Source organism: Pseudomonas sp. MF6747 (assembly GCF_963890955.1).
Classification (GTDB): Bacteria; Pseudomonadota; Gammaproteobacteria; order Pseudomonadales; family Pseudomonadaceae; genus Aquipseudomonas.
In genome coordinates, this window is the sequence record NZ_CAWPSZ010000023.1 from 42,382 (window position 1) to 55,190 (window position 12,809).

9 protein-coding genes are annotated in these 12,809 nt (G+C 61.7%); 2 read left to right on the plus strand and 7 right to left on the minus strand.

What is annotated here, in order from left to right; all coding sequences use genetic code 11:
- Positions 1 to 16 precede the first annotated feature (16 nt).
- From AACW30_RS19060 to AACW30_RS19085, 6 genes are all read right to left on the minus strand, one after another.
- A complete protein-coding gene (locus AACW30_RS19060) occupies positions 17 to 388 on the minus strand; it encodes a DUF805 domain-containing protein (protein ID WP_200623016.1) in 372 nt (123 codons plus the stop codon).
- A 147-nt stretch (positions 389 to 535) separates the two neighbouring features.
- The gene (locus tag AACW30_RS19065) at positions 536 to 1,441 is read right to left on the minus strand and encodes a DUF808 domain-containing protein (RefSeq protein ID WP_200623017.1); all 906 of its coding nucleotides are present in this window, start codon (positions 1,439 to 1,441) and stop codon (positions 536 to 538) included.
- A gap of 407 nt (positions 1,442 to 1,848) precedes the next feature.
- Positions 1,849 to 3,261: an efflux transporter outer membrane subunit gene (locus AACW30_RS19070; RefSeq protein ID WP_200623018.1), complete on the minus strand. Its 1,413-nt coding sequence runs from the start codon at positions 3,259 to 3,261 to the stop codon at positions 1,849 to 1,851.
- Entirely contained in the window at positions 3,258 to 6,383 is a 3,126-nt protein-coding gene (locus tag AACW30_RS19075; protein WP_200623019.1) for an efflux RND transporter permease subunit, read from the minus strand. The genes AACW30_RS19070 and AACW30_RS19075 overlap by 4 nt, the downstream gene beginning before the upstream one ends.
- 4 nt (positions 6,384 to 6,387) lie before the next feature.
- Complete coding sequence (locus AACW30_RS19080; RefSeq protein ID WP_200623022.1) at positions 6,388 to 9,450, minus strand: efflux RND transporter permease subunit; 3,063 nt, start codon at positions 9,448 to 9,450, stop codon at positions 6,388 to 6,390.
- Positions 9,451 to 9,463: 13 nt separating this feature from the next.
- Positions 9,464 to 10,591, minus strand: a complete 1,128-nt coding sequence (locus tag AACW30_RS19085) for an efflux RND transporter periplasmic adaptor subunit (RefSeq protein ID WP_106576756.1) — start codon at positions 10,589 to 10,591, stop codon at positions 9,464 to 9,466.
- 241 nt (positions 10,592 to 10,832) lie between these two features.
- Here AACW30_RS19085 and AACW30_RS19090 point away from each other — a divergent pair, with 241 nt between their 5' ends.
- Together AACW30_RS19090 and AACW30_RS19095 are read left to right on the plus strand one after the other, a co-directional pair.
- Positions 10,833 to 11,438, plus strand: a complete 606-nt coding sequence (locus AACW30_RS19090; RefSeq protein WP_200623023.1) for a TetR/AcrR family transcriptional regulator — start codon at positions 10,833 to 10,835, stop codon at positions 11,436 to 11,438.
- Between the two features lie 209 nt (positions 11,439 to 11,647).
- A complete protein-coding gene (locus AACW30_RS19095) occupies positions 11,648 to 12,106 on the plus strand; it encodes an REP-associated tyrosine transposase (protein WP_200623032.1) in 459 nt (152 codons plus the stop codon).
- 117 nt (positions 12,107 to 12,223) lie between these two features.
- On the opposite strand, the gene AACW30_RS19100 is transcribed toward AACW30_RS19095, so the two are convergent.
- Entirely contained in the window at positions 12,224 to 12,664 is a 441-nt protein-coding gene (locus tag AACW30_RS19100; RefSeq protein WP_106576758.1) for a GlcG/HbpS family heme-binding protein, read from the minus strand.
- Positions 12,665 to 12,809: the final 145 nt, after the last annotated feature.

The window sequence follows — 12,809 nt, forward strand, 5'->3', positions numbered from 1 at the left end:
TGTTTATGCTCCAACATTACTCAGCAGTACGTGACGTATCCACAGAGCGACTGCCAGATTGTTCTTTAACGCCCGGGCATAACCCAAAACCAACCCAGAAGAGCGACCCGACAAAAGGCAACAACGTCCAGAACGAGTTGACCTGGCTAATGCCGTTATCGGTGAGCCTTCGGCATAACAGAGTGACCCTGGCTGGCAGCGTCAGCAGCAAATAACCCAAGCCAATACCCAAGGTAATTTTTATCCAATCTTCAAAAAACCAACTGCAAATCGCTATGTATGCCCCTGCAATTACCTTATCAACCAACTGAAAATACCAGAAAGCTCTCCTGCTCGACCGCCCCTCGAATACAAATGATTTCTTCAGTGCGTCCAGATACCAATTCATTTAAAACTCCCTGATTAACAGACTCTGTAAAACGCCTGGATAGGCCAAACAGAGCCGCAGATCTTAGGAAGGATTGAATGGGTCCTCTGTAGGGAAAAGCCTAAAGCGCTGCGACTAGACTGACTCACACGCCCTGGCAAACACCTGTCAATGTCTTACTGCGTGCCAAATTTTCTCGAAGATTTGAACCACCACCAACGCTACCGCCCCCGCAATAATGCCGGCCACCGCATTGAGCAGCGTCGGCATCAGCCACGCCATGGCGCCGACGCTCTGGCTCACCGTCTCAATCCAGTGATGCACCACCGGCACGCCGTGGGTGAGAATCCCGCCGCCGACCATGAACATCGCTGCCGTGCCGATCACCGACAGGCTTTTCATCATGTAAGGTGCGGCACGCAGAATCGCCCCGCCGATGCTACGCGCGGCCTGGCCGGGCTTTTGGGTCAGCCACAGGCCGAGGTCATCGAGCTTGACGATACCGGCGACCAGGCCGTAAACGCCGATGGTCATGACAATGGCGATGCCGGACAGCACGATCACCTGCTGCATCAACGGTGCATCGGCGACCGTGCCGAGGGTGATGGCGATGATTTCCGCCGACAGAATGAAGTCGGTACGGATCGCGCCCTTGATCTTGTCCTTCTCAAACGCAACCAAGTCAGTCGCCGGGTCCGCCACCGCTTCAACCAAGTGCGCCTGTTCCTCAGTGCGCTTGTGTATGAAGCTATGCGCGAGCTTCTCAAAGCCCTCGAAACACAGATAAGCCCCGCCCAGCATCAACAACGGCGTGACCGCCCACGGCGCAAACGCGCTGATTAGCAGCGCCGCAGGCACCAGAATCAACTTGTTGAGAAACGAACCCTTGGCCACCGCCCACACCACCGGGATCTCCCGCTCGGCCCGCACCCCGGAAACCTGCTGGGCATTCAACGCCAAGTCATCGCCGAGCACCCCGGCGGTCTTTTTGGCGGCCATCTTGGTCATCAACGCCACATCATCGAGGACGGCGGCGATGTCGTCGATCAGTACCAGTAAGCTGCTTCCTGCCATGACGCGGTCATCCTGAAATTAGAGTGCCGCGAATATAACGCGGCGACCGTGAGGGAATATAGGTTTCCACTGCGTGGATTGCTTTTGATCTTGATCTTGATCTGAGTCGCCCCGTCAACCACGCTGGCCGAACGCAGGCGAGGCACCGAGTGGTGGGACGAAGACTTTTTGGTCACTTTTGTGTCTTTACAAAAGTGACCCGCTGTAAGAGCGGAACCCTAAGCGGCCGTTACCGCAGCAATGGATATGCACTCCGAATCAATATCCCAGCAAACTGACATATAGCCTTCGCGAGCAAGCCCGCTCCCACAGTTGGAATGTGCTGGGTCAGCAAAATACTGGGCGGCCCGGAGGCGGCTATCGCAGGCAAGCCAGCTCCCACAGTTTGATTGCGGTGTATCAACTCATCAGGGCGCCTGCCAACCACCGCCCAGGCTCTGGATCAGCGCCACGCTGCCCTGGCTCAGTTGCCCTTGGGTATCACGCAGGTTCTGCTCCGCTTGCAGCAACACCAGTTGCTGGGTCAGCACCGTCTCCTGGCTGACTGTGCCCGCACGCAACTGCGCTTCCTGGCTGCCAAACAGTTGCTGGTTGCGCGCGTAGACCTGCTGGAACGCATCCGCTTGGGTTTGCAGATGATTGATCGCCGACAAGTTGTCCTCGACATTCTGCAAGGCACTCAACACCGTGCCCCGGTAGTTGGCGGCAATCTGGTCATAACTCGCCTCAGCCTGCTTGACCGCCGCCTCCCGCGCACCGCCGTCAAAAATCGTCTCCGCCAAGGCCGGCCCCAGCGTCCAGATGCGGTTAGGCAACGAAAACAACCCACCCAAGGCACTGCCGCGATAACCCAATTGAGCCGTGAGATCGAGGGTCGGAAAAAACGCCGCCTCAGCCACGCCGATCTTGGCATTCGCCGCCGCCGCCGAGCGCTCGGCGGCAACCACGTCAGGCCGGCGTTGCAACAAAGTCGAGGCCAGGGTCAACGGTGGCCGTGGCACCACGAATGCAAAATCAGTGCGTGGCGCAATGCTGAACTCACTCGGCGCCACGCCCACCAGCACCGCCAAGGCATGCTCGTACTGTTCGCGATCACGCAGCGAGGTCTGCAAGCCGGCTATCGAGGTGGTCAATTGATCCTGAGCCACCAGCAACTGGTCATTGGTCGCCACGCCCTGGGTGAACTGCGCCTGGATCATGTCGAGCAATTGCTGATTGATGCTCTGCTGCTGTTGCAACAGGCGCACATCGATATCCATCTGCCGCAACGCCAGGTAATTGCTCGCCACGCTGGAACTGATCGACAACCGCACACCGGCCAGCAGCGCATCCGATTGCTGGGCGGTGGCCTGGCTCGATTCGATCCCCCGGCGCACTTCACCCCACAAATCCGGCTCCCAGCTCGCGGTCAAGGTGGCGTTGACGCTGTTCTTCACCCCGGTCGATGCGGTGGTGGTGCTGGACGTGCTGCCGTCGCCGCCCTCGCCGCGCGAACCGGACAAGCCCACGCCCACCGTCGGCCACAACCCGGCGCGGCTCGACGCCACCTGCGCCTGGGCCAATCGATACGCCGCCTCGGCCGCAATAATCGACTGGTTCGCCTTGGCCGAACGCGCCACCAAGTCATTGAGCACCGGGTCCTGATAGGCCAGCCACCACTGGCTGTCCAGCGCCCCTTGGGGGTTGGACACCGCGCGCTGCCACTGCGCGCCTTCCTTGAACGATTGCGGCAGCTCCATCGCCGGTTTCTGGTAATCCGGCCCCACCATGCAGCCCCCCAGCACCAGGCTGGCCAACAGCACGCTATATCTGAGTTTCATGACCTTGCTTCCTTGTGCCGCCCCAGGCGTTGCGACGCCCGGTCGAGCCAGAGGTAAATCACCGGGGTGGTGTAGAGCGTCAGCACCTGGCTGAACAACAGCCCACCAATAATCGCAATCCCCAACGGCCGGCGCAGTTCCGAGCCATAACCTGAGCCGAGCACCAGCGGCAGCGCGCCGAGAATCGCCGCCAGCGTTGTCATCATGATCGGCCGGAAGCGGATCAGGCAGGCGCGCCGGATCGCTTCCTTGGCCGTGAGGCCGAACTCACGCCGCTCGGTGATCGCGAAGTCGATCATCATGATTGCGTTCTTCTTGACGATGCCGATCAACAGGATCACGCCTACCAGCGCGATGATCGACAGTTCGGTGCCGGTCAGCAGCAAGGCGATCAACGCACCGACGCCCGCCGAGGGCAAGGTGGAGAGGATGGTCAGTGGGTGCATCAGGTTTTCATACAGAATGCCCAGCACGATGTACACCGAGAGCAACGCGGCGACGATCAGCAGCGGCTCGCTGGCCACCGACGACTGGAACACCTGGGCCGTGCCGGCAAACTGGCCGGTGACGCTGGCCGGCATGCGCAGCTGTTTCACCGCGTCCTCCACCAGCGCGGTGGCCTGGCCGATCGAGGTGCCGGGGGCGAGGTTGAACGAGACGGTCACGGCCGGAAAAGTGCCTTGGTGGCTGATCGAAATCGCCGTGCGCGAGATGCTGTTATCGGCCAGCGCGGACAGCGGCACCAACGTCGTGGGCGTGGTCAGGTTCGGCGCGACGGTGGTGCCCTTGGCCGCCACTGCCGTGTTGCCGGCCGGCACGTAAATACCCTCGAGCGCTTGTGGATCGGTCCAGTACTGCGGGGCGATTTCCATCACCACGTGGTACTGGTTGGCGGCGCGGTAAAGGGTCGAGACCTGACGCTGGCCGAACGCGTCGTACAGCGTCTGGTCCACCGCCGACATGCCCACGCCGAGCCGCGCGGCGGTGTCGCGGTTGATGCTCACATTGGCCAATAGACTGTTGTCTTGCTGGTCGGTGTTCAAGTCGGTGAGTTGCGGCAACGTGTGCAGCACTTCCACCACCTTGGGCACCCATTCATCCAGGGATTGCTGGTCGTCGGCAGTCAGCGTGTATTGGTACTGCGCGCCGCTTTGTCGGCCCCCCACGGTGATGTCCTGGGCGGCCTGCAAAAACAGCTTGGTGCCAGGCAGATCGCCGAGGCTGCGGCGGATCTGGCCGATCACATCGACGGCACTGTCCTTGCGCTGATCAATCGGCTTGAGCAGCACAAACAGCTGCGCACTGTTGACCGCCCCGCCGCCACCGCCACCACCGCCGACAAACCCGGCAGCGGTTTGCACATTGGGGTTTTGCATGACCTTGTGGTTGATCGCGGTGAAGTCCTTTTGCATCGCCCCGTAGGAAATACTCTGCGCTGCGATGATGCTGCCCTGCAGGCGGCCGGTGTCTTCCTGGGGAAAGAAGCCCTTGGGCACCAGCACGTACAGCACGCCCGCGAGCACGATCACCAGCACCGTCACTCCGCCCATCAGAATCGAGTGCTCGATGACCCAGCCCAGCGTGCGGTCGTAAAAGCGGTGAAAGCGTGAATCGGGGTGTTCATTGCCTTCGCGGATTTCCTTGGGCGCGCGCAGCAGCACGCTGGCGAGCATCGGCGTCACCGTCAGCGAAATCACCATCGAGATGACGATGGCCACCGACAGCGACACCGAGAACTCGCGAAACAGCCGCCCGACAATCCCGCCCATCAGCAGCAACGGAATAAACACCGCCACCAGCGACACGCTGATGGTCAGCACCGTAAAGCCGACTTCCTGCGCCCCGGCCAGCGCGGCTTCGACCCGCGTCTTGCCGCGCTCCAGGTGGCGCATGATGTTTTCTACCACCACGATCGCATCGTCGACCACAAAGCCGGTGGAAATGGTCAGCGCCATCAGCGACAGGTTATTCAGGCTGTAGCCGAGGAAGTACATCGCGCCAAAGGTGCCAAGCAACGACAACGGCACCACCACGGCGGGCACCAGGGTGCTGCGCCAGTCGCGGAAGAAACCGAAGGTCACCAGCGTCACCAGCAGGATCGAGGCCAGCAAGGTCACTTCCACGTCATGCAACGACGCGCGAATGGTGGTGGTGCGGTCCATCAACAGGTTGAGCTTGATCGACGCCGGGATCGAGCTTTGCAAAAACGGCAGCGAGGCTTTCACCGCATCCACCGTGTCGATCACGTTGGCGCCCGGCTGCTTGAACACCACCAGCAGCACCGCCGGCTTGCCGTTGGACAGGCCGAAGTTGCGCAGGTCCTGCACGTCTTCGCGCACATAGCCGAGGTCGGCAATGTGGATCAGGTCGCCGTTTTTGGCCTTGACCACCAGCGGCCCGTAGTCGTTGCTGTCGAGCAACTGGTCATTAGCGCCAATGCCATACGAGCGGTCGCCGACCGCCACGTTGCCCTTGGGCAAGTTGGCGTTGGAGGCGCTGATAACCTGGCGCACCTGCTCCAGGCTGACGCCGTATTGGCTGAGCCGGTCCGGGTTCAGCTCGATGCGCACCGCCGGCAACGCGCCGCCGCCCACGGTCACGTCGCCGACGCCGGTGGTCTGCAACAGGCGCTGCTCAAGCACCGTCGAGGCCGCGTCGTACATCTGCCCCGGCGTGGCACTGTCGGAGGTCAGGCTGATGATCAGGATCGGCGAATCGGCCGGGTTGACCTTGCGGTAAGTCGGGTTGCCGGACAAGTCGCTGGGCAAGTTGCTGCGCGCGGCGTTGATCGCCGCCTGCACATCCCGCGCGGCGCCGTCGATGTCGCGGCTCAAGTCGAACTGCAGGGTGATGCGCGTGGACCCGAGGCTGCTGGCCGAGGTCATTTGCGTGACCCCGGCGATCTGCCCGAACTGGCGTTCCAGCGGCGTGGCCACGGAGCTGGCGACGGTGGTGGGGTCGGCGCCAGGCAACGAGGCGCTGACGCTGATGGTCGGGAAATCCACTTCCGGCAGCGGCGCCACCGGCAACAGGTTGAAGGCCAACACACCAAACAACGCCAGCCCGGCCGCCAGCAACGTGGTGGCAATCGGGCGATGGATAAACGGCGCGCTGAGGTTCATCGCATCATTCCAACGCCACCGGGCGGCGGCTGAAACGCTGCCCCAGGCCGTGCATGGCGAGGAAGATCACCGGCGTGGAAAACAGCGTGAGCAACTGGCTGAGCAACAGCCCGCCGATGATCGCGATGCCCAGCGGGTGGCGCAGCTCCGAGCCGATGCCGGTGCCCAACGCCAACGGCACCGCGCCGAACAGCGAGGCCATGCTGGTCATCAGGATCGGCCGAAAGCGCAGCTCCGCCGCCTGGCGAATCGCTTCCACCGGGCTCAAGCCGCCCTCACGTAAAAGCTCCAGCGCGAAGTCGACCATCATGATGCCGTTTTTCATGACGATGCCGATCAGCAACACAATGCCAATCAGGCCGATGATGTCGAACTGCGTGCCCGTCACCAGCAACGCCAGCAACGCGCCGAGGGCCGCCGACAACAGGGTCGACAGGATGGTCACCGGGTGCACGAAGCTCTCGTACAGAATGCCCAGCATCAGGTACACCACCACGATCGCCGCCAGCACCAGAAACACCTGGTTTGACAGCGATGCCTGGAACGTCGCCGCCGCACCTTCAAGATTGGCTTGCACCGACAACGGCAGGCCGACCTTGGCTTCAATGTCCTGCAGCCGCGTCACCGCCGCGCCCAGCGTCTGGCCGGGCGCGAGGTTGAACGACACATCCGCATAGGGAAACTGCCCCAACCGGTTGATGGTGACCGGCGAACGCACCACCTCCAGGGTCGCCATGCTCGACAGCGGCGCCACGCCACCGCCAGGAATGTCCACGTACAAACCGGTGAGCAAGTCCGGCAAGTTGCGCGGCGGGTGGTCGGTGGCGATCACCACGTGGTACTGGTTGAGCTGGGTGTAGATGGTTGAGACCTGGCGCTGGCCGAACGCGTCGTACAGCACATCGTCAATGGCCTGCGGTGTAATCCCCAGGCGCGAGGCGGTGGCGCGGTCGAAGGTCAGCTTGATCTGGTTGCCAAACTGCATGGCCTGGCTTTGCACGTCGGTGAACATCGGGTCTTGCTTGATCGCGGCCAGCAGCTTGGTGGTCCACTGCTCCAGCTCATCCGGGTCGGTGGCTTGCAGGCCCAGGCGGTAACTGGTGGTGGACACCGTGGCGTCCAGGGTCAGGTCCTGCACCGAGTGCAGGTACAGGCGGATGCCGGCGTCGTCGGCATTCGCATCGGCCAGGCGGCGGATCACTTCGGTGCTGCTGTCTCGCTCGCCACGCGGCTTGAGGTTGATCAGCAAATTGCCCTGGTTGATGGTCGGGTTGGTCTGGTCGATACCGACGAACGACGACAGGCTTTGCACCGCCGGGTCCTTAAGGATGCGTGCGGCCAGGCGTTGCTGTTCAACCTGCATCTGCTGAAACGAGATGGTCGGCGAGGCCTGGGAAATGCCCTGGATCAGGCCGGTGTCCTGATCGGGAAAAAAGCCCTTGGGCATGATCACCAAGGTGAACAAGGTCAGCGCAGCGGTGAGCACCACCGAGATCAGGGTCAAGGTGCGGTGCGCCAACACCCAATCCAGGCCGCGTACGTAGTGGTTGTTGATGCGGTCGAAGAAGTCCGGGCGGCGCTCCTCATGCTTGGACTTGAGCATGCGCGCGCACATCATGGGCGTCAGCGTCAGTGAAATCACTGCCGAAATCACGATGGTCACCGCCACGGTCATGGCGAATTCGCGGAACAACCGCCCAACCACATCGCCCATGAACAGCAGCGGGATCATCACCGCAATCAGCGCGATGGACAGCGAGATGATAGTGAAGCCGATCTGCTCCGCGCCCTTGAGCGCCGCTTGCAACGGGGTGTCGCCGGCCTCCAGGTAGCGCGTGATGTTTTCGATCATGACGATGGCGTCATCGACCACAAAACCGATGGCGATGGTCAATGCCATCAACGTCAGGTTGTTCAGCGAAAAACCCAGCGCGTAGGCCACCGCCAGGGTGCCGATCAACGTCAGCGGGATGGTGACGGCAGGAATGATCGTGGCCGCAATATTGCGCAGGAAGATGAAGATCACGATCACCACCAGCAAAATCGCCAGCCCCAGCTCGTACTGCACATCGGTGACCGAGGCGCGGATGGTCTGGGTGCGGTCGGTGAGCACCGCGACCTTCAAGGTGCCCGGCAGGCTGGCGCGTAATTTGGGCAGCAGTTGCTGCACGCGGTCGACCACTTCGATCACGTTGGCGCCGGGCTGGCGCTGGATGTTCAACACGATGGACGGCGTGTCATTGGTCCACGCCGCCTGGCGGGGGTTTTCCGCGCCCTGGGTGGAACTGGCGATCTGCGACAGGCGAACCGGCGCGCCATTTTTGTAGGCAATCACCAGGTCACGGTATTCCTCGGCCGACTGCAGTTGGTCGTTGGCGCCAATGGAATAGGCCTGAAACTTGCCATCGATATTGCCCTTGGCCTGGTTGACGTTGGCCGTACCGAGCGAGGTGCGCAGGTCATCCAGGGACAGGCCGAGGCTGTTCAGCGCCGACGTGTTGGCCTCGACCCGCACCGCCGGGCGCTGGCCGCCACTGATGGTGACCAGGCCGACGCCGGTGATCTGCGAGATTTTCTGTGCCAGGCGTGTGTCGGCCAGGTCTTCGACCTTGGTCAGCGGTAACACGTCGGAGGTCAATGACAGGGTCAGCACCGGAGCATCTGCCGGGTTGACCTTGCTGTACACCGGCGGGTACGGCAGGTTGGCCGGCAGGAAGGTGCCCGCCGCGTTGATCGCCGCCTGCACTTCCTGTTCGGCCACGTCCAGCGACAGCGACAGGTCAAATTGCAGGGTCACCACCGAGGCGCCGTCCGAGCTGGTGGAGTTCATCGACTTGAGCCCCGGCATTTCGCCGAGCTGGCGCTCCAGCGGCGCGGTAATCGAAGAACTGACCACGTCGGGGCTGGCACCGGGGTATTGGGTGAACACCTGGATGGTCGGGTAATCCACCTCCGGCAGCGCCGACACCGACAGCAAGTGGTAACCCAACAGGCCGAGCAACAACACCGCGACCATCATCAGCGTGGTGGCCACCGGGCGTTCGATAAAGGGCCGCGAAATATTCATGCTCGGCAGCTCCTCACTGGGCGACGACCTTCACCGCCGAGCCGTCGTCGAGCTTGTCGGCGCCTTCGGTGATCACCTGCTCACCGGCCTTGACGCCATTGTCGAGCACCGCCGAGACATCGCCGGTGGACGGGCCGGTCTTGATCGTGCGCAGGCTGGCCTTGTTGCCGTTGACCACAAACACGAAGTCGCCCTTGCTGCCGTGCTGGATCGCACGAGTCGGGACCACGGCGATCTGGCTCAAGGTGTCGGCCTTGAGCCGTGCGTTGACGAACTGATTGGGAAACAGCGCATTGCCCGAATCATCGAACTGCGCCTTGACCTTGATCGTGCCGGTGCTGGTATCCACCTCGTTGTCCAGCGCCAGCAGCGCGCCGGTGGCAAGCAGGGATTTCTTGTTGCGGTCGTAGGCCAACACCGTGACGCTGCCATGGGACATGGCCTGGTTGATCGCGCCCAGGTCATCCTCGGGCACGGCAAACACCACGGTGGCCGGGCTCATCTGGGTGATCACCACGATGCCAGTGGTGCTGGCGGTGGTCACGTAGTTGCCAGGATCGACCAGGCGCAGCCCGACCACGCCATCCACCGGCGAGGTGATGGTGCAGTAGCTCAATTGCACTTCGAGGTTTTGTACGTTGCCTTGGTCGGCGGCCACGGTGCCTTGTTGTTGCTGCACCAGCGAGGCTTGGGTGTCGAGGGTTTGCTGGCTGGTGGAGCCGGCTTTGACCAGGTCGCGGTAACGGGCCAGGTCGCGCTGGGCATTGCTCAACACTGCCTGATCGTGAGCCAGGGTGCCCTTGGCCACGGCCAGCTGCGCCTTGAGCGCGCGGTCGTCGATACGGGCGATGACCTGGCCTTTGCTGACGTGCTGGCCTTCCTTGAACTCCACGCTGCTGAGGATGCCATCGACCTGGGTCACCACCGTGACACTGCGGGTGGGCGTGACGGTGCCGAGGGCGTCGATGTACACCGGCACATCCTGCAAGGCCACCGGCACTGCTGCCACCGGTTCGCCGGGGGACACGGGCTTGCCTTTATGGGCGCCGCCAAACAAATGCATGCCCAGGCCAATCAACAGCGCCACCACCAATAACGCGCCAACAACCCAGGCGAACGTACGTCGTCTGCTTTTCTCCACGGTTTCTCACTCGAACGCCGAATACAGGACTGAACGCAGACCCGGATGGCCGCGTCCTTGCTCTGAACTCTAGCAGCGCGCCCAGCCTGTGCCTGTACTACCGTGAATGCGTTCAGCATCAAGACAGACAAAGTCAGCTGCAAGGCCCGGCGTACAAGGGCTGCGCCGGCATTCTTGAGCGCTGCGTCAAGCCGGTGCTACCATGCTCGACCGCCTGTCCTGGCAAGGAAAATCCTGGTTTATGAGCACCATTCGCGAGCGCAATAAAGAAATGATCCTGCGGGCGGCCAGCGAGGAGTTTGCTGACAAGGGCTTCGCCGCGACCAAAACCAGCGACATCGCCGCCAAGGCCGGGCTGCCCAAGCCCAACGTCTATTACTACTTCAAGAGCAAGGACAACCTCTACCGCGAGGTGCTCGAAAGCATTATCGAGCCGATCCTGGCGGCGTCCACGCCATTCAATCCAGACGGCGAGCCCGCGGTGGTGCTGAGCAATTACATCCGCTCCAAGATCCGCATCTCCCGCGACTTGCCGTTTGCCTCCAAGGTATTCGCCAGCGAAATCATGCACGGCGCACCGCACCTGAGCAGCCAGCAGGTCGAGCAACTGAACGCCCAGGCCAAGCACAACATCGACTGCATCCAGAGCTGGGTGGATCGCGGCCTGATTGCCGCCATTGACCCCAACCACCTGATGTTCAGCATCTGGGCGGCGACGCAGACCTACGCCGACTTTGATTGGCAGATATCGGCGGTGACCGGCAAGGCCAAGCTGGATGACGCCGATTATGAAGCGGCGGCGCAGACGATTATTCGGTTGGTGCTTAAGGGGTGTGAGCCGGACTGAGAGACCGCGGCGCCTGTGCCATTCGCGAGCAAGCCCGCTCCCACAGGTTTTTGCGCTGGACACACAGTGTATGAACGCCGCAAAGCCAATGTGGGAGCGGGCTTGCTCGCGAAAGCGCCCTCCCAGACACATCCTGCCAAAAGCCTACAGATCAGCATCTACCATCGAGATCTAGCCTCTCAGAACCCCACCTGAAGAGAGGCCATGGAATGCCTGATCTTGCTACTTCATACCGCCTGCGCATTGGGCGGTTCAGCGAACCAAACCGCATCTACCTGATCACCACCAACACCCACAAACGCGTACCGATATTCAGCGACTTTCACCTCGGTCGCCTAGTGGTCTGGCAGTTCAGATTGGCCCAGTACCAAGGGCTGGCTAACTCCCTGGCCTGGGTGGTGATGCCTGACCATTTTCACTGGCTGATCGAACTGAAAAAAGGCTCGCTGGGGGACCTTCTGTGCCAGGTGAAATCCAAAAGCACTCGGACTGTGAACGGTGCCACGGGCCGCAAGGGGCGGCTGTGGCAGACCAGCTTTCATGATCGTGCGCTGCGCAAGGAAGACGACTTGGTGAAAATGGCCAGGTATGTTGTCGCCAACCCTCTGCGGGCCGGGTTGGTGACGCGGGTTGGCGACTATCCGCTGTGGGATGCGGTTTGGGTATAGAGCCGGGACCGAGTCGTCGCCTTCGCGAGCAAGCCCGCTCCCACATTTGATCTGTGAACACGGTCAAAACTGTGGGAGCGGGCTTGCTCGCGAAGGGGCCAGCCCAGTCATCTCAAATCAAGCAGACACCCCCGCATCCGCCAACAACCCCACCCCCTCAATCGCCGTAATCGCGCACTGCTCATCAATATCCGAAGTGTCCCCACTGATCCCGATCGCCCCCAGTACCGCCCCCGCCTGATCCCGAATCAACACGCCGCCCGGCGCCGGCACTACGCTGCCCTGCCCGAGGCTGTTCAACGCCGCGATAAATGCCGGGCGCTGCTGCGCATCCAACGCCAGCAAACGCGACCCCTTGCCCAGCGCAATCGCGCCCCAGGCCTTGCCGATGGCGATTTGCGGGCGCAGCAGGCTGGCGCCGTCTTCGCGTTGCAGGGTGACCAAGTGGCCGCCGCTGTCGAGCACCGCAATGGTCAGCGGCGCGGCGCAAATGGTGCGGCCTGCGGTGAGGGCCTGGCTGGCCAGTTGGGTGGCGAGTTTCAAGGTTAAAGCGCTCATGGGTGCCGTCCTTCTTTTGTTATTGGGAAAGGGTTGAAGTCTGTTTGATCAGAAGCTTGATCAAACAAATAGAACACAATGAAATTATTTTTTGTATACAATATTTCCGCACAAAGGCTCCATACGTCGAAAAAAGCTATCCAGA

What these genes read in the sequence shown, in the direction of transcription:
- AACW30_RS19060 (WP_200623016.1), bottom strand. Translation starts at nt 388, where the DNA reads ATGAATTGGTATCTGGACGCACTGAAGAAATCATTTGTATTCGAGGGG.
- AACW30_RS19065 (WP_200623017.1), bottom strand. Translation starts at nt 1,441, where the DNA reads ATGGCAGGAAGCAGCTTACTGGTACTGATCGACGACATCGCCGCCGTC.
- AACW30_RS19070 (WP_200623018.1), bottom strand. Translation starts at nt 3,261, where the DNA reads ATGAAACTCAGATATAGCGTGCTGTTGGCCAGCCTGGTGCTGGGGGGC.
- AACW30_RS19075 (WP_200623019.1), bottom strand. Translation starts at nt 6,383, where the DNA reads ATGAACCTCAGCGCGCCGTTTATCCATCGCCCGATTGCCACCACGTTG.
- AACW30_RS19080 (WP_200623022.1), bottom strand. Translation starts at nt 9,450, where the DNA reads ATGAATATTTCGCGGCCCTTTATCGAACGCCCGGTGGCCACCACGCTG.
- AACW30_RS19090 (WP_200623023.1), top strand. Translation starts at nt 10,833, where the DNA reads ATGAGCACCATTCGCGAGCGCAATAAAGAAATGATCCTGCGGGCGGCC.
- AACW30_RS19095 (WP_200623032.1), top strand. Translation starts at nt 11,648, where the DNA reads ATGCCTGATCTTGCTACTTCATACCGCCTGCGCATTGGGCGGTTCAGC.
- AACW30_RS19100 (WP_106576758.1), bottom strand. Translation starts at nt 12,664, where the DNA reads ATGAGCGCTTTAACCTTGAAACTCGCCACCCAACTGGCCAGCCAGGCC.